The organism is Microbacterium sp. BK668 (assembly GCF_004362195.1).
Taxonomy (GTDB): domain Bacteria; phylum Actinomycetota; class Actinomycetes; order Actinomycetales; family Microbacteriaceae; genus Microbacterium.
The window spans coordinates 3,071,000-3,088,445 of the sequence record NZ_SNWG01000001.1; the positions used below are offsets into that span (position 1 = coordinate 3,071,000).

General features: G+C 71.5%; 13 protein-coding genes and 1 tRNA gene. 7 read left to right on the forward strand and 7 right to left on the reverse strand.

Annotated features, from left to right (window positions below):
- Nucleotides 1-65: 65 nt before the first annotated feature.
- Nucleotides 66-785, reverse strand: coding sequence for a response regulator (locus EV279_RS13815; RefSeq protein ID WP_133544397.1), 720 nt, complete (start codon nt 783-785; stop codon nt 66-68).
- Nucleotides 782-2,062, reverse strand: coding sequence for an ATP-binding protein (locus tag EV279_RS13820; RefSeq protein WP_133544399.1), 1,281 nt, complete (start codon nt 2,060-2,062; stop codon nt 782-784). Before EV279_RS13820 ends, EV279_RS13815 begins: the two co-directional genes overlap by 4 nt.
- 156 nt (nt 2,063-2,218) lie before the next feature.
- Here EV279_RS13820 and EV279_RS13825 point away from each other — a divergent pair, with 156 nt between their 5' ends.
- From EV279_RS13825 to EV279_RS13835, 3 genes are read left to right on the forward strand one after another with little or no spacing between them, the layout of a single operon-like run.
- The gene (locus EV279_RS13825; RefSeq protein ID WP_133544401.1) at nt 2,219-3,232 is read left to right on the forward strand and encodes a tripartite tricarboxylate transporter substrate-binding protein; all 1,014 of its coding nucleotides are present in this window, start codon (nt 2,219-2,221) and stop codon (nt 3,230-3,232) included.
- Complete coding sequence (locus tag EV279_RS13830) at nt 3,229-3,819, forward strand: tripartite tricarboxylate transporter TctB family protein (RefSeq protein WP_133544403.1); 591 nt, start codon at nt 3,229-3,231, stop codon at nt 3,817-3,819. Before EV279_RS13825 ends, EV279_RS13830 begins: the two co-directional genes overlap by 4 nt.
- 2 nt (nt 3,820-3,821) lie before the next feature.
- A complete protein-coding gene (locus tag EV279_RS13835) occupies nt 3,822-5,369 on the forward strand; it encodes a tripartite tricarboxylate transporter permease (protein WP_133544405.1) in 1,548 nt (515 codons plus the stop codon).
- 238 nt (nt 5,370-5,607) lie between these two features.
- Here EV279_RS13835 and EV279_RS13840 read toward each other — a convergent pair.
- Nucleotides 5,608-5,684: transfer RNA gene (locus tag EV279_RS13840), tRNA-Pro, on the reverse strand.
- A gap of 122 nt (nt 5,685-5,806) precedes the next feature.
- On the opposite strand from EV279_RS13840, the gene EV279_RS13845 reads away from it, so the two are divergent.
- The 3 genes from EV279_RS13845 to EV279_RS13855 are packed head-to-tail and all read left to right on the forward strand — an operon-like array spanning nt 5,807 to nt 7,518.
- Nucleotides 5,807-6,388, forward strand: coding sequence for a GNAT family N-acetyltransferase (locus tag EV279_RS13845; RefSeq protein ID WP_133544407.1), 582 nt, complete (start codon nt 5,807-5,809; stop codon nt 6,386-6,388).
- A gap of 57 nt (nt 6,389-6,445) precedes the next feature.
- Entirely contained in the window at nt 6,446-7,144 is a 699-nt protein-coding gene (locus EV279_RS13850; RefSeq protein WP_243728577.1) for a lysoplasmalogenase, read from the forward strand.
- Complete coding sequence (locus EV279_RS13855) at nt 7,141-7,518, forward strand: RNA-binding S4 domain-containing protein (RefSeq protein ID WP_133544408.1); 378 nt, start codon at nt 7,141-7,143, stop codon at nt 7,516-7,518. Before EV279_RS13850 ends, EV279_RS13855 begins: the two co-directional genes overlap by 4 nt.
- Here the strand turns inward: EV279_RS13855 and EV279_RS13860 are convergent, their stop codons facing one another.
- Both EV279_RS13860 and EV279_RS13865 read right to left on the reverse strand, forming a co-directional pair.
- Nucleotides 7,519-8,421 (reverse strand): NUDIX domain-containing protein, encoded by a 903-nt coding sequence (locus EV279_RS13860; RefSeq protein ID WP_133544410.1) that lies wholly within the window; start codon nt 8,419-8,421, stop codon nt 7,519-7,521. It abuts the gene before it with no gap.
- Nucleotides 8,422-8,521: 100 nt separating this feature from the next.
- Nucleotides 8,522-11,749 carry a CHAT domain-containing tetratricopeptide repeat protein gene (locus EV279_RS13865; protein ID WP_133544412.1) on the reverse strand — a complete coding sequence of 1,076 codons (3,228 nt, stop codon included), beginning with the start codon at nt 11,747-11,749 and terminating at the stop codon, nt 8,522-8,524.
- A 60-nt stretch (nt 11,750-11,809) separates the two neighbouring features.
- On the opposite strand from EV279_RS13865, the gene EV279_RS13870 reads away from it, so the two are divergent.
- Nucleotides 11,810-15,139, forward strand: coding sequence for a caspase family protein (locus EV279_RS13870; protein ID WP_166644519.1), 3,330 nt, complete (start codon nt 11,810-11,812; stop codon nt 15,137-15,139).
- A gap of 49 nt (nt 15,140-15,188) precedes the next feature.
- Here EV279_RS13870 and der read toward each other — a convergent pair whose 3' ends face one another.
- Entirely contained in the window at nt 15,189-16,715 is a 1,527-nt protein-coding gene (der, locus tag EV279_RS13875; RefSeq protein WP_133544416.1) for a ribosome biogenesis GTPase Der, read from the reverse strand.
- On the reverse strand, nt 16,715-17,431 hold the full coding sequence (cmk, locus tag EV279_RS13880) for a (d)CMP kinase (RefSeq protein ID WP_133545001.1): 717 nt from the start codon (nt 17,429-17,431) through the stop codon (nt 16,715-16,717). Before cmk ends, der begins: the two co-directional genes overlap by 1 nt.
- Between the last annotated feature and the right edge of the window lie 15 nt (nt 17,432-17,446).

Here is a 17,446-nt window from a genome sequence, read left to right on the forward strand (position 1 = left end):
AGGAAGCGCGAGCGGTCGAGCGCGAGCGCTTCTCGACGGCTGGGAGCGGAATGAAGGCGGCGGGATCAGTCTGCGCGCGGCGCGCGGCCCGCAGGCGCGAGGCGGTAGAGGACCTGCGGGCGCCCGCGACGCCCGTACCGGTGTGCGAGGTCGATCACTCCCACCTCGGTCAGGTAGGTGAGGTACCGGTGAGCCGTCCCGGGCGACATCCCGCACGCCGCGGCCACCTGCTTCGCCGACCTTGCCGCGACCGGGTCGAGGGCGGCGACGATCCGCTCGAGGGTCGGCTCCGCGAGGCCCTTCGGCAGCGGCGCATCGGACCGGCGTCGGACCGTCCGGATGCCGCCCGTGAGCAGGCGGTCGATCTCCCCCTGCGCCAGAGGGCGTTCCTCGAGGCCCTCCATGTGCTCGTCGCGGGCGGCCCGATAGAGCTCGAGTCGCTCCTGCAGCGCCGCCTTGGTGAAGGGCTTGACGAGGTAACCGACGACGTGCGCGGCCATCGCCTGCCGAACGGTTGTCTGGTCGCGCGATGAGCTGATCACCAGGACGTCCGGACCATCCCCCCCGACCGTCCGCAGCCGATGCAGCACCTCGACGCCGCTGATGTCCGGCATCCGCATGTCGAGCAGGATCAGGTCCATCCCGGCCGCCTGCGACAGCGCTTCCGCTCCCGTCGCCGCCGTGCCGGCGACGACGAACCCGCTCGTGTCGGCGACGAAGCCGGCGTGCAGAGCGCGTGCACCACGGTCGTCGTCGACGACGAGCACCCGGATGCCGCCGGTCACCGACGGGCCGCCATCTCGAACGAGAAGCGGGCCCCGCCGAGCGGGGACGCCCCGACCTCGATCGCTCCCCCGCGGGCGGAGACGATGCGCCGCACCAGATCGAGTCCGATACCCCGCCCGCGGCCCGAGGCGTCCGGCTTGGACGTGAACCCGCGTGAGAAGATCCGCGACGCGGTCTGCCCGTCGATGCCCGGACCGTCGTCGTCGACCGCTCCGAGCAGCCGCTCGTCGGCGACGTGGAGCGTACAGCGCACCCTCGAGGCGCCCGCTTCGGCGGCATTCCGGCTGAGGTTGGTGAGCACCGACACGACATCGTCATCGAACTCGACAGCCGACCCGAAGTCGAACTCGGCAAGAGCGCCGTGTTCGAGCAGCTCGGCGCGCACCGCGTGCATGGTCGCCTCCCGCAGCCCTCCCGCCCCGTGCGCGCCCGCCCCTCGGTCGGAATCCGCATCGCCCACCGCGACGAGATCCTCGATGTAGTCCAGCGCGTCCCGCGAGGCGCCCCCGGCCACGAGGCCGTGGACCACGTGAAGACGGGTGTGGAACTCGTGCGCCTGCTCCTGGAGCGCAGCGGTCGTGCGCTGCATCTGCGCCTGCTCGGCGGCCACCTCGTCGAGCCGCCGGAAGCGGCGCTGCACCACCGCGGTCACGAGCGAGCTCGCGAGCACCGCGACGACGAGGGCGCCCGCCGCCCACGGCAGAAGGCCGCCGAGCGCCTCCGTGCGCTCGGCCTCGATGTCGGATTCGAGGATGCCCACCGAGACCATCCCGACGACGTCGCCCTCGTCGGACCACACCGGAACCTTCGCGCGCAGCGATCGGCCCAGGGTGCCCGTCTCGGTGCCGAGGAACGGGGTGCCCGCGAGCACGGATTCATTGGTCGTCGACACCTTCACGCCGCGTTCGGAGGGGACCGGGTGCGTGATGCGCACACCTTCGTCGTCCGTGATCACGACGTAGTACACACCTGCCGACTGCCCTACCAGATCGGCGATCGGCTGCAGCGTAGCGGTCGCCGCTCGCAGATCGTCGGCATCCGCGAGGCCGCTCGGGGTTCCGGCATCCACCTGCGCTTCGAGCGTGGACCGCACCTGGGGCAGCGCCGCGATACTCGACGCGACACCTTGGACCCGCTCCGCCGTGGCATCCCGGATGCTCCTCTCCTGGAGCGACAGCGCGAGCACCACCGTTCCGGTCAGCAGGGCGAGCGTGATCACCGACGGCAGCAGGATCATCCCGAGACGGATCGCCCTCGGACTCGGCCGCTTCGCCATGGTCATCACTCTCCCGCCGGGGCCCCGGTGCGCGGGGGCCGGCCGACGCATCGGCACTTAAGAGAACAAAGAGCGAACGGCCTTCCGCGTCGGACCGGCGGTGCCATCCTAGGTCGATCCCGCGGCGACGAAGACGTCCGCGCGAAGGGAGCAGAGATGACCCAGGAGTCCCCGGCCGCCCGCCGGTCCCGTGCCGGACGAGTGATCGGCCGTACCGTCGGCAGCCTCATCGCGGCCGTCGCGGTGGGCGTCGCCGTGTTCGGTTCGATCAGCTCGGCGGCGTCCAGCCAGGAGATCAGCGCCTCCATGACGATCATCGCCCCCGCAGCCGCCGGCGGTGGATGGGACGGCGTGGCGCGCGAGATGCAGCAGGCGCAGAAGGCGAACGGCCTGGTGAACAACGTTCAGGTGGTGAACATGCCCGGCGCGGGCGGGACGATCGCCCTCGGGAACGTGTCTGTCCTCAACGGCCAGGCGAACAACCTGCTCGTCGGCGGCACCGGCCTTCTCGCGGCGACGGTCCAGTTCGACTCGGCGGCGACCCTCGGAGACGTCACCCCCCTCGCGGTGCTCGTCGAGGAGTACGACGTCATCGTCGTGCCCGCCGACTCGCCGTACGAGACGCTCGACGACCTCGTCGCCGCCTGGCGGGACGACCCGCGAGCCCTTCCGTGGACCGGCGGCGGATCTTTCGATCAGCTCGTGGTGACCGACCTCGCCCTGGCCGCCGGCATCGACCCGGCCGAAACCACCTACATCTCCTCGGACGGGGGCGGCGAGGCCATCCAGGCGCTGCTGAACGGCACCGCCCGGGCTGCGGCGGGAGGGTACCCCGACAACTTCGACCAGATCGAAGCCGGTCGCCTGCGGGCCCTGGCCTTCGTCGCGCACGAACCCGTCGCGGGTATCGACATCCCGACCGCCGCTGAGCAGGGCTACGACGTCACCCTCACGAACTGGCGCATGGTGGCCGCCCCCGCTGACCTCGAGGAGGGCGCCGTGGAGGACCTGACGCAGCTCGTGCTCGACACCCTCGACACGCCGCAATGGCGAGACGCGATCGATCGCTATCACTGGACCGAGCGCGTGATCACCGGCGACGACCTGACCGCCTTCCTCGCCGACGAGGAAGCACGCATCCGCACCCTCTACGAGGAGATGGGCCTGTGACCTTTCCCACCAATCCCACATCGGCATCCGCCGTCATCGGCGATCGCCTCCGACTGGTCTCCCGGCCGGGGATCGCCGCACTCCTCAAGGGGCTGACGATGCCCGTCGTCGTCGTCGCCTTCGCGACGTATCTGCTGGTCGGCATCTTCACGATGCGCGTACCGAGCTCGACCGTCTTCCCCGGCCCGCAGTTCTTCCCGGCGATCATCGTCCTCGGGCTCTACGGCTTCGCGATCGCGCTGACCGTGTCGGCGCTCCGCGAGGTGCGCGGGATGCCGGATCCCCAGGTCGCAGCACTCCAGATCGGCGCGGGCGACGAGCCGGCGCCGGCCCCCCGCAACGTCCGCGTCGACGTGCGCTCGCTCCTGTGGGTGGTCGGCTCGTTCTTCGTCTTCGCGCTCGTGCTCGACGTGCTCGGCTGGGTCATCGCGGCCGGCCTGCTCTTCTGGTGCGTCGCCAGGGGCTTCGGATCCACGAAGCCCGTCTCGAGTCTCATCGTGGGCTTCACGGTGAGCGCGCTCGCCTATATCGGTTTCGACATGGTGCTCGGGCTGCCGCTGCCCTCCGGCATCCTCGGAGGTTTCTGACGATGGACGCTCTGCAGATGCTCGGCGAGGGGTTCGCCGCCGCCTTGACGCCGATCAATCTGATGTGGGTGGTGATCGGATGCCTCCTCGGCACCGCGGTCGGCGTCCTGCCCGGGCTGGGCTCGTCGATGGCGGTCGCCCTCCTCCTCCCCATCACCTTCTCCCTCGACCCGACGGCCGCGTTCATCATGTTCGCGGGCGTCTACTTCGGCGGCCTCTTCGGCGACTCGACGATGGGGATCCTGATGAACACCCCGGGCCAGGCATCGGCGATCGCCTCGACCTTCGAGGGGCACAAGATGGCCCTCAACGGTCGCGCCGCGCAGGCGCTCGCGACCGCCGCGATCGGCGCGTTCATCGGCGGGTTCGTCGCGTGCGTCCTGCTGGTCTTCCTCGCCCCCGCGCTGGCCGAGTTCTCCAGTCGTTTCGGCCCCGCCGAGTTCTTCGCCCTCGCGATCTTCGCGTTCGCGGCGACGTCCTCGGTGGTGACCGACAACGCTCTGAAGGGCCTCACGTCGCTGTTCATCGGGCTCGGCATCGCCGTCATCGGAATCGACGCCGTGTCGGGTGCCCCGCGCTTCACCATGGACTCGCCGTACCTCTTCGACGGGGTGTCGCTCGTCACGGTGAGCGTCGGCATCCTCGCCCTCGGCGAGGTCATCTATGTGGCCTGCCTCGAACGACACACCTCGAACGGGAAGCTGCTCCGCGCCAAGGGGCGCCCCTGGCTCAGTCGGAAGGAGTTCAGGGAGGCCACCCCGGCCTGGCTTCGCGGCACGGCGATCGGGCTCCCCTTCGGCGTGATCCCCGCAGGCGGCTCGGAGATCCCGACCTTCCTCGCCTACGGGCTGGAGAAGCGGCTGGATGCGCGTCGCCCCGAGCCGCAGTTCGGGAAGGGAGCGGTGCGGGGTCTTGCAGCACCCGAGGCCGCCGGCAATTCGACCACCGGCATGGCGATGGGTGCCCTGCTTGCCCTCGGGCTCCCGGTGTCGGCCACCGCCGCGATCATGCTGGCTGCGTTCCGCCAGTACGGACTGCAGCCCGGTCCGCTGCTCTTCGACCGCGCCCCGGCCCTGGTCTGGTCGCTGCTCGCCAGCTTCTTCATCGCGATGATCGTCCTGCTCATCCTCAACCTGCCGTTCGCGATGCTGTGGGCGAAGCTGCTTCTCATCCCCCGCCCCTACCTCTTCGCCGGCATCACCGTCTTCTGCGCGCTGGGGATCTACGCCACGTCGGGGTCGGTCATCGACCTGTTGATCCTCTTGGCCATCGGGGTGGTCGGATTCCTCCTCCGGGCGATGGCCTTCCCCCTCGCACCGCTGATCATCGGCATGGTGCTCGGCCCGCTCGCGGAGACGAGTCTGAGGGATGCCACGATGAGCTCCAACGGCGACTTCTCCGTGCTCGTGCACAGCCCGATCACGATCGGTCTCTACGTGCTGCTCATCGCCGTGCTCGCCTTCGCGATCCGCGGTCGCATCGTCGCCCGGGCCCGCGCACGAGCGGCCGAGAAGAGCGGCAGCGGGCAGAAGGACCCCGTCGTGCGCTGACCCGGATCGGGCCGCTCGGTCCGATCACACGGTCCGGAGGATAGAAGAAGGGCCGGCCTGACGGCCGACCCTTCTTCTTCCGGTCGGGATGACAGGATTTGGCCGCGCCGCTCCTCCACGCGCCGCTCCGCGTCGCGCGGAGCCTCTGCGGCGCGGGACCGCCTGAAGCAGGTTCCACTGCAACGGTCACCTGCACCAAAGGATGAAGGGCCGGCCTCACGGCCGACCCTTCATCCTTTGGTCGGGATGACAGGATTTGAACCTGCGACCCCTTGACCCCCAGTCAAGTGCGCTACCAAGCTGCGCCACATCCCGATGCCCGCAAGCGGGCAACTCGACTATCCTACCCGCTCGTCCGCGCGCTCGCGAACCGATGGGATCGGCCGGGCGTGGCGCTCACCCTGCCCGGTGTCCGAGGGCGCCGATAGGTTCGCCCCATGCCGACGATCACGACCGAGCCCGCGACATTCGCCCGCTTCGACGACGTGCAGCACGCCTTCGACGGGGGCGGCGACGGCCGCGGATGCCAGTGCCAGTGGTTCACGCTCACCAACGCCGAATGGAACCGCACCAGCCAGCCGCAGCGGCGGGAGCTGTTCGAGCACGAGATCGCGGCGGGTCCCCCGCCGGGATTCGTCGCCTACGTCGACGGAGAGGCGGCCGGCTGGGTGCGGGTCGGTCCCCGCACCCTGCACCGGCGGATCACGCGGACGCGAGCCATCGTGGCCGCGACCGCCGAGCCGCTCGACGACGCGTCGGTGTGGACGGTGAGCTGCTTCGTCGTGCGCAAGGAGCATCGCGGCAGAGGACTCAACGCGAAGCTGCTCGCGGTGGCGATCGACTTCGCGAGGGAGAACGGCGCACGCGTGATCGAGGCGTATCCCATCGACGCGACCGTAGGGAAGCATCCCGTCGACGACCTGTACCACGGCGTTCTCACGACCTTCCAGGACGCCGGCTTCCGAGAGGTCGCGCGGCAGAAGCCGGACCGCCCGGTCGTCGTCCTCGATCTCCGCTGACACGGTCACCGACACGGTCACCGACACCGACACGGTCACCGACTTACGATTGACCTCGTGTCCACCCTCCCTCGCGCGCGCTGGTGGTGGGGCTTCGCGCTCTACGCGGGCATCGCCCTTCTTCATATCGGAGCGCTGGCACTGGGCGCCCGGGACGCCGCCGCGGCCACGAAGCTGCTGCTGATGCCCCTCCTGGCGCTCGCGGTGCTCTGGGCGGGCCGTGGATCGCGCTGGGGCACGACCTACACGGTGCTCTTCCTCGCGCTCGCGTTCTCATGGCTGGGGGACGGGGCGGCCACCTTCTTCCCGACCGCTCCGGAGCTGCCCGTGATGCTCCTCTGCTTCGGCCTCGCGCACGTCTGCTACATCTGGCTGTTCTGGCGGGTGCTCGCCGTCCGGCCCCTCCCACTGTGGTCTGCCCTCTACGGCTGCTGGTGGATAGGTCTCCTCCTGGTGCTCTGGCCGACGCTCGAAGCACTCCTCATCCCGGTGGCGCTCTACGGCCTGGTGCTCGCCGGAACGGCGGCCGCGGCATCCCGCTGCCATCCCCTGATCGCATGGGGCGGTGCGCTCTTCCTCGCATCCGACACGCTCCTCGCCTTCCGGCTCTTCACCCCCGAGGCGATGCCCGGCTGGACGAGCCCGCTCGTGATGCTCACCTACTGTCTCGGTCAGGGACTGCTGGCGGCCGGCGTCGTCGTCGCCGACCGGCTCCGCGACGCCTCCGAGCGACATCGGGCGGTCGAAGCCGCATGACGGCGGGATCGACGTCGGCGCGCGTGGACGCATGGCTGTGGGCCGTGCGGGTCTACAAGACCCGCTCGGCCGCCACCACCGCATGCCGTGCCGGGCATGTGCGCGTCAACGGGGAGCGCGCGAAGGCCGCCCAGCCCGTCCGGCCGGGCGACGAGCTGCGCGTGCGGATCGCGGGCTTCGATCGCATCCTCGTGGTGAAGCAGCCGATCACGAAGCGCGTGGGAGCGGCCGTCGCGGCCGAGGCGATGGAGGACAAGACACCCCCTCCGCCTCCGAGGGAGATGGCGGCGTTCGTGCCGGTGCGCGACCGTGGCGCCGGACGACCGACCAAACGCGAACGGCGCGAGATCGACCGCCTTCGCCGCCGTGACTGACTACGGCAGCAGATCCAGCAGCCAGCGCGCGCCGCGGACGGATGCCCCGGCATCCGTCACCCGGTCACCCAGACCGCGGTCGCTCGTGACGACCGCGACCCGCCGCCCGGCGGCGATCAGACGCTCGGTCTCCGACACGATCGCGTCGTCGCCCGACGCCGGGGCGTGCACGAGGCGGACCGCGTCCCAGCGGGACGGCACGTCGCGCGCCCGACCCTCCACGACGACCGACCACTCGGGGAACCACGTGTGCTCCGGCAGCCCAAGGGCATCGGCGGGAACCCCCGTGGCGGCCAGCGCGGCGACGCGGGAGAGCAGCCGTTCCGCCGCCCCCGCCCGATCGCGCCACCACCCGTCCGGGACGGAGCCCACGACATTCGCCGCATCGACGACGACCGCGGGGCGCACGTCGAGCAGCGGCTCGAGCTTCGCCCACGACTCCGCGAAGCCCGGGTGAAGAGGTCGCGAGACGACCTCCCTCCCGGGAACCCACGCCAGCTCGTGGCTCTCCGGATCCGAGATCCGCGGCTCGAACGGCCGCGCCACGTCCCCGACGAGCGTCGTGTAGCTCCAATAGCCCAGCTCGAGGAGGCTCAGGAGGCGGGGGCGGATCGACCCGTCGGGTACGCCCGCCTCCTCCGCCGCCTCGCGCAGCGCCCCGTCGCACGCCGATTCGCCCTCGTGACGCGCGCCGCCGGGAAGCGCCCACGTGTCGCCGTGGTGGCTCCATGTCACCCGGTGCTGCAGCAGCACGCGGCGACGGTCGTCCACCGCCAGCAGGCCGGCCGCACCGAAGCGTCCCCAGTAGCGGGCGCCGTCGGGAGCGACGACCCAGGCGTCCCCCGGATCCCGCGGACCCGATGGGCGGCGCGGCTCACTGGGTGCGGGCGGCTCGATCCTCACCCCTCCAGCCTGTCACACCGCTCGCGCCCGGGGTCCGCTGCGCGACCCGCCGTGGCGGGTGACGACAGCGCGCGACCCGCCGTGGCGGGCACTCCCAGGTTCATCCCGAGAAGCGCAGGACGGGGTCCCCGATCAGCACGAACGGCGCCCAGTGCAGCAGGTCCCTCGTCTCGGGTTCGCGCACGGTGACCGGGATGCCCAGCTGACTGTCGACGGGAGTGAGGTCCCGACCGTCCCGGGCGTGGGCGGTCGCATCCCCCACGGGCCGTCCGATGTCCGAGCTCGCCTGAGACGCGGGCTCGCCGGAGAGCCAGCGGCGCAGGCCGGAGCGCGCGGCATCCATCACCGCCCGCAGATCGACCTGGTCCTGGCCGTCGCGCGCGCGGGACAGGGCGGAATAGAACTCGATCATGAAGACCGCCGCGCTCCGGTCGTTCACCGGCCACAGGCTCGCGATGGTGGAGAGCGCACCCGCTCGCGTGGCCAGCTGCGCGATGCCGTACAGGCCCCTACCGTCTCGCGGACCGCCGACCGCCGTGCTGCAGCCGGAGAACACGATGAGGCGAGCACGCCACGGCAGCACGGCCAGATCGTCGAATCTCGCCCACTGGGCTCCGCCCTCGTTGCCGGCGAACAGCAGACCCGCGCGACCACCTCGGCGGGCGTCGGCGCGACCGTGCACCGCCAGGTGCACGATCTCCACGTCCTTGCCGCGGATCGCCGCCGCGAATGCGTCGAGCGTGCAGTCGTCTCGGAGCAGGGGCCGCGCCTGGAGCACGTCCCCGACGTGCGCGCATTCCTGAGCCGCGCCCGGAAGGTCGCCCGCCGAATCGCCCGCCACCACTGAGACATGCGCGGGTCGCTCGCGCGGCGCGTATCGCAGCATCGCGATGGCGGGGATCCTGCCGATCGAGCGCACATCGCTCCAGTAGCCGCCGCCGAGCGCGACGGCGTGGAAGGGAAGGTTCGCGAGGCCGTCGTCCACGGAGAGGAGCACCGCCACGCCGGGCGCCAGCGCCGACTCGACGCGCTTGACGAGGTCGCGAAGCAGCGTCGACGTGCGCACGAGCTCGACCGTCTCGGCGGCGCGCTCGCGGACGTCGCCCGCCATCACGGTCCAGAGCGAATCGGGGTCGCCGGAAGCGTCGACGCGCGCGACGCCGCCGGCCTGCACGATCAGCGCCGTGAGTCCCGACTGTCTCACGAGGATCTCCACGGCAGCCGTCGGGCGGGGAAGGCCGGCGAGGAGGGCGACCGTCTCCTCGAGCTTCGGCGGTGTGTACGCGCCGGCGGCGCCGACCTGTGCGTGAAGGGACTCCATCACGGTGCGCGCCCGGGCGACCTGCAGGTGCTCGTACGCCTCCTGGGCCGGCGCGTCCGAGCCGTCCGACTCGAGCAGCGCCTCGACGAGCACGGGATAGAGCTGATTGACCGAGTCGAATCGATCGAGATCGGATGCCGCCGCCCCGCGGGCGCTCCGCACCCGTTCGAGGGGTTCGACGGCGGCGCGCAGATCCGCCACTGCGCGAGAGGGCTCGCCGTTGTACGCCTCGTGCTCGCCGAGACTCAGCAGCGCGCGCAGTCGCACGTCATCCCGTGCCGCCGTGTCGGCGAACTCGCGCAGCCGCTCGAGGACGACGTGCAGGAGGTCGGGATCGCGCTTGCCCGCGACGAGTGCGCGGCGAAGCCGATCCAGCCTGATGACGATGGATTCCTCCCGCCCCAGGGCGATGGCGAACTGGAGAGACTCGAAGAGGTACTCCGTCGCCCTCGCATACGCCAGGGAGCGCATGGCGGCCGTCCCCAGCCGCTGCGCGAGCACGCCCGGATCGGCGCCGGTCAATCGTGCTCGGATCTCCTCGGGGTAGCTCTCCATCTGCTCGGCCAGGAGGTCGATGAGGAAGCGGCTCTCGAGCGACACCGTGACGAGATCGGTGTTCCGGTCGACGGGTTCGACGCCGCTCGCCAGGAGAGCGCTCGCCGCGGCGTTGGCGAGCACGACCGGAGTCGCCAGTCCCTCGGCGAGAGCCACCTGGCGCACCTCCGATGCGGCGGACAGCGCGGCCCGCTGATCCCGATGGATGATGACGGCAGCGCCGGCGGCCAGGCAGACCAGCTGCGTGAGCCGGTCGCCCGCCTCCCGGGCAAGCGAGGCCGCGCGTCGGTACTGCTCCTCGGCTCGATCGTCGTCGCCCGCCTCCGCGTACTCCACCGCGGCGACCCGCGCTCGCCACGCCTCGCTGTCCGCGGGGACCAGGTTCTCGACGGCTCGATCGAGGCTGGCGGCGAACACCTCCGGAGAGATCCGCGCCCGCACGTCCTCCTCGGCGAGCGCGAGGATCTCCTCGAACACCGCGGCCGCCGCCTCGGCATCGCCCTTCCTCGAGTGCGCCAGGGCACGACCGTCGGCGTTCACCTTCCGCACCGCCGGGGGCGAGTCGCGCAGGTAGCCCCGCGCGCGCTCGTACGTCTGGAGGGCGTCGTCGAGCCGCCCGAGGCTCGTGTAGGTGAGTGCGAGGTTGTCCAGGACGAAGCCCGTCCGCTCGCCGGCAAGGGCTTCCGGGAGGCCCTCCAGGATCTCGAGGCTCCTCACGTACGCCGCCGCGGCCAGCCCGTACTCGCCCGCCTCGCCGTACGCGCCGCCGAGGTTGCTCTCGATCGCTGCGAGGTGCGCGGCGCTCGCCTCACGCTCCTCGCTCGTGCGGAGGTGCCGTGCCCGCTGCTGCTCCACGTCGCGCGCCGCGATCACATCGGCGATTCCGTCGTCGACCTCGCCGAGGCTGAAGAGGGCGAGCCCGCGATTGTCGTGGCAGGTGGACAGCAGCTCGTCCATCGCGGGCCGGCACTGCTCGAGCAGCTCGATCGCCGAGCCGTACGCGGCGATGCACCGGCGGAGGTCGCCGAGCGCGTAGTACGACGAAGCCGCCCACCTCAGCTGGATGGCGGCGTCCGGGTATGCCTCGGGCCCGCCGAGATCGACGAGCAGCTGCGCCGTCGCCACCCCCAGCCGGGTCACCGGCCTGTGCTCCTTCGCGGAGACCAGTCGGCTGACCTCGGCCATCGCCTCGCGCACGAGCCGGTTCGCGGCCACGATGAAGCCGGGCATGGCCGCCCGCGCCGCCGGGTCGTCGGCTTCGACGGCGTCGGCGAATCCCTCGAGATGATCGACCGCGACCAGGCCGGCGCACGCTCTCGGAATGCTCGCGAGCGCGGGACCGGTCGATCCGGTGACGTCGGGGCCGATGCCCAGCGGAGCGCTGCCCTCCGCCCACCGGAGGACCACTTCGGCGATGGTGGGCGGCTCGACCGGGTGCCGTTCTTCTGCCATGCGAAGAACTGTGCCAGCATGGCGACCACAAGGCGAGGGGGCCGAGCGTCAGGGGGCGACGTGACGACATACGCATTGCTGGTGGGGATCGACGAGTATACGGGCACCGTCGGGCGGCTGAGGGGTTGCGTCGCCGACGCCGAGGCGATGGCGCACCTTCTGAGAGAGCGTGTGCCGGGCGTGCAGATCCGCATGCTGAGGAACGCCGAGGCCACCCGCTCCGCCTTCGTCGGCGCGATCGAGGAGCACCTCGGCCGAGCCGGGACGGGTGACACCGCCCTGCTGTGGTACTCGGGTCACGGCTCCCAGGCGCCCACGTCCTCGGGGACCGATCTCGAGCCGGACGGGTACGACGAGACTTTGGTGCTCGCCGACAGCCGCACCCCCGGGGGGCGGGATCTTCTCGACAAGGAGCTCGGGACCCTCATCACCGCGATCGCGAGCAGCGGGGCGGAGGTGATCGTGGGCCTCGACGCGTGCCACTCCGGAAGCGGGACGCGGGAGGAGCTCGCCGAAGACGTCCTCATCCGGCGTGCGCCGACCGCCGACCGCGTGATTCCGCGCCCCGCCGGAGCGCTCTCCGACGCCGACGGCGCGTGGTCGCTCGCCGGCCCGCACGTCCTGCTCGCGGCATGCCGCCCGGATCAGCGGGCGAAGGAGCGCCTTCTCGGCGGCGTCCACCGCGGCGTGTTCACGGCAGCCGTCGAGCGCGCCCTGCACACGGGCGCGGCACGCAGCTACCGGGAGCTCATGCCTCTGGTGCGGGAGGCCGTCGTCGCGATGGGGATCACGGATCAGACACCGCAGCTCGAGGCGATCGAGGGGGCGACGGTCGAGGCATCCGTCTTGACCGGTGCCTTCCGAGGCGCGAGCGGATTCGTCGTGACCTACGATCGGGCGTCCGGTCAGGGATCGATGGATGCCGGAGCCGTCCACGGCGTCCCCTCCGCTGTCGACGGCACCACCGTCATCGAGGTGCGGCGGGGTGACCTCGCATCGGATGAGCCGCCGGTCGCGACGATGACCCCGCTCGATGTGCAGCCTCAGCGGACCCTCCTGCGTCTGGTGACCGGGGAACTGGAACCCGGGATCGCCTACGCCGGCAGGGTCGCGGGGTGGAACGTCCCGCGGACCGGGGTGGCCCTGCCCGCCGACGAGCCGGAGCTGGAGCGTCTCATTCGGGAGTCCGTCCTGGTCGAGGCGGACCCCGCGGGGCCGTTGCGCGTGGAGAGGACGGACGTCGGCTACGCCGTCTTCGACGCATCCCCCTCGACCGACCCGGCGCTGCGGGTGACGGCTGGGCCGCTCGGGGCGCAGACGGTCACCGCGACGCTCGAGCGGATCGCGCGCTGGCGGGCGGTGGAAGCGCTCGCGAATCCCGGCGTCGCGGGCGAGGCCGCGGGCGTGACGGTCGACGTGGTCGCACGCGGCCCGGTGTCGCACGAGCCGGACGGCATCGTGATCCCCTACGTGCGCCGCGGCGACGTCCACGAGCCGCAGATCGTCGACGTCGTGGTGACGAACCACACGGACTCGGCTCTGTACTGCGGCCTGTTCATCCTGTCGCGGTCGTACGCCATCACCTCGGCGCTGGCGGCCGGCGTACCGCTCGTCCCCGCCGGCGGGACCACCCGACGCACGTTCAGAGCGCACCTTCCCGCCGACGCTCCCGCCGGCGCCAGGCGGAGCATCGACACGCTCAAGCTCATCGTCTCGACGGAGTCGTTCGATCCGTTCCCGCTGCTGCAGCCTCCCCTCGACGAGGGCGACGAACGCGATGCGGGTCCCGCCTCGCCGCCGGCCCCGCCGGGAAACGCACTCGACGCGCTCCTCGGCGCCGTGCGCGCGAGAGACCTGACGCCTGTCGACGACGCACCGCGCACCGACTGGTCCGCCACCACCGTCCGCCTGATCGCCGAGCGCCCCGCCGACGACGTCGATCTCAGCGGCGGTGCCGCCGTGGTGGGAGACGCGACGATCATCGCACCTCCCGGGCTCGGCGGAACCGCGCGGCTCGTCAGCTCGACGCAGGTGACACGCGATCTCGGAGCGCCCCTCGTCCCGCCGCTTCTGCTGGACGATCCGCAGGAGTGGGGGGCGCTGTCGCTGGCTCCCACGAGAGATGTCGATGCGCCGCTCGATGTCCTCGAGCTCACCGGAGTGGACACCTCCGCCGTATCGCGCGAGACGCCGCTCGTCGTCCAGCTCGGCACGGCGCTCGCACCCGAGGAGCACGTGCTGGCGATCGCCTTCGACGGAGTGGACTACCGCCCGGTGGGATTCGTCGCGGGCACCGCAGCGGCCGATCGTCACGGCGACGGCGGGCGCGCCCCAGGCACCACGATCCTCATTACGTCCCTCCCCGACACAGCAGCGGAGAGGGGGTTCGTCGGATCGGTCAAGCTCCTCTTCCGACGGCTGTGGCATCGCGTGACCGGACGCACCGGCACGGTGACGCGGCTGGCCATCGCGACCCTCGTGGACCCCGCCGGCGACTCCTCGATCTCGTACGAGGACGACGCGGCCGTGGTGCGCCGTGCCGTCGGCCGGGCGCAGCGCATCCTGCTCGTCGTCCACGGGATCATCGGCGACACGGAGGGCATGACGCTCGGCTGCTTCACGTCCGATGACCGCCGCACCGTGGCCGACGGGTACGACCTCGTGCTGACGTACGACTACGAGAGCATCAACACGCCGATCGAGGTCACTGCGCATGATCTCGCCGCGAAGCTCGCCGCGGCGGGCCTCGCCCCCGGTCACGGCAAGAGGCTCGACATCGTGGCGCACTCCATGGGCGGGCTGGTGAGCAGGTGGATGCTCGAGAAGGAGGACCACTACCCGGAGGTCTCACGGCTCGTCATGGCGGGGACCCCGAACGCGGGGTCGCCCATTCCGGGCGTCGTCGACCTCGCGACCGTGTGGCTCGCCTTCGCGCTGAACAAGCTTCCCGAGCTCGCCTGGCCGCTGCGGGTCGTCGGCGGCCTCCTGACTGCGGTCGAGAAGGTGGACGTCGCCCTGGATCAGCTCGCGCCGTCGTCCCCCTTCTATCAGCAGCTTCGCGAGGGCGCCGACCGCGGCGTCCCGTACACGGTCATCCTCGGCGACCGGTCGCTGAAGGCCTGGTCGAGGGACGGGCGCGCTCCCGGTCTCGTCGTCAAGCTTCTCGGGGACGTCATCGACGTCGGGGTGGGCGGCATCTTCCGCGGCGCTGTCAACGACATCGCCGTCTCCCAGCAGAGCGGGAGCGACCTGGCCCTCACCGGCGGACGCCTGTCGCCCGCGGCCGTGAGGACGGGTATCGCGTGCGACCACATGACGTACTTCTCGCTCCCCGAAGCGCGCGCGGCGCTCCGCGAAGCGCTCACCGCACCGCCGCGTCCGGGATCCTGACGGCGGGGAGGCGGACGACGGATGCCTCGGCATCCCTCGTCCACCGCGCTCAGCGCTGCCTGCGCTCGCGCACCCGCATGTTGATGACGATCGGCGATCCCTCGAAGCCGAAGAGCTCACGCAGCCGTCGCTGGATGAAGCGGCGATAGCCCTGGTCGAGGAACCCTGTCGTGAAGAGCACGAAGGTCGGCGGACGGGTCGCCGCCTGTGTGCCGAAGAGGATGCGCGGCTGCTTTCCGCCCCGCACGGGGTGCGGATGCTCCGCCACGAGCTCCGACAGGAACGCGTTGAACTTGCCCGTCGGGATGCGCTGATCCCATGACGCCAGAGCGGTCTCGAGCGCCGGCACGAGCTTGTCGAGGTGGCGGCCCGTGCGGGCGGAGAGGTTCACGCGCGGGGCCCACGACACGTGGGCGAGGTCCTGCTCGATCTCGCGCTCGAGGTAGCGCCGGCGATCGATGTTCTCCATGTCGTCGTCGTTCAGGCGATCCCACTTGTTGAAGGCCAGCACGAGAGCGCGGCCGGACTCCAGCACGAGATCGATGATGCGGATGTCCTGCTCGCTGAGCGTCTCGCTGACGTCGAGGACCACGACGGCGACCTCGGCCTTCTCGAGCGCCGCCGACGTGCGCAGCGACGCATAGAAGTCCGCGCCCTGCTGGAGGTGCACGCGACGACGGATGCCGGCCGTGTCGACGAACCGCCACAGCCTCCCGCCGAGCTCGACGATCTCGTCGACGGGATCGCGGGTCGTGCCCGCGAGCTCGTTGACGACGACGCGCTCCTCGCCCGCGGCCTTGTTGAGCAGCGACGACTTGCCGACGTTCGGGCGACCGAGGATCGCGACGCGACGCGGTCCGCCGATCTCCTGCTTGGCGACGGCGGACGTCTCGGGCAGCACCTTCATGATCTCGTCGAGGAGGTCGGCCACACCGCGGCCGTGGATGGCCGAGACCGGCCACGGCTCGCCGAGGCCGAGGTTCCACAGCGCCGCCGCCTCGGGCTCCTGACGGGCGTCGTCGATCTTGTTCGCGACGAGGAACACGGGCTTCCCGCTCTTGCGCAGGAGCCGCACGACGTGCTCATCGGTGGAGGTGGCTCCCACCATCGCGTCGACGACGAAGAGCACGACGTCGGACAGGTCGATCGCGACCTCCGCCTGCGCCGCGACGGATCGGTCGATGCCGCGGGCGTCGGGCTCCCATCCGCCGGTGTCGACGAGCGTGAAGCGCCGGCCGAGCCACTCCGCCTTGTAGGTGACCCGGTCGCGCGTGACGCCCGGCGTGTCCTCCACGACCGCCTCGCGGCGACCGAGGATGCGGTTGACGAGCGCCGACTTGCCCACGTTGGGCCGGCCGACGATCGCGACCACGGGCAGCGCCGGGAGGTACTCGATGCCGTCCTCGCCGAGCGCGACGCCCGCCAGGAGCGCGGCGTCTTCATCGTCGAGCTCGTAGTCCGACAGCGACGCGCGCAGCGTCTCGGCGCGCTGCTCGGCCAGGTCGTCGTCGAGCTCGGCGAGCCGCTCCGCCAGATGATCGGGCGCGCCCTCGTACTCGTCGTCTTCAGCACCCATCAGGCGCCCTCCTCAGCGTTCGTTCCGACAGCGGGGCCGGGCACCCCGGCCTGTCGAAGGGTCGTGCGCACGACGTCGAGGACCGCGTCGACGGTCTGATCGAAGTCCAGCTCGGTCGAGTCGACGACGGTGACTCCCGGGGCGGCGGTCAGGAAGTCCACGACCCGCGCGTCCGAGGCATCCCGGCGGTGGAGCGCTTCGGCGACCGCACCCGGGTCGTGCGTGTCCAGCTCGGCACTGCGTCGCGCCGCCCGCACCTCGGGCGCGGCGGTGAGGAGGATCCGCACCGGAGCCTCCGGCGCGACCACCGTCGTGATGTCACGGCCCTCCACGACGACCCCGCGGAGCCCGGACTCGGCGACGAGCGAGCGGAACAGCGCATTGACCGTCTGCCGGACGGCGGGGACGCGCGCGACGCCGCTCACGGCATCCGTCACCCGGGGCTCGCGGATCGCGGCCGTGACGTCCGTGCCGCCGACACGCACCCAATAGGCGTCGGGGTCGAGCGAGATCGCGTACTCGAAGTCGCCCGCGACATCGAGCACGGCGGTGGAGTCGGACGTGTCGGCGCCGTGCGCGAGTGCGTGCCAGGCGAGCGCGCGGTAGGCCGCGCCGGTGTCGAGGTAGCCGTAGCCGAGGGCGCGCGCCACCTGCTTCGCAACGCTCGACTTGCCGCTGCCGGCGGGACCGTCGATCGCGATGACGACGGGCGCGATCGACGCGCCGGTCTC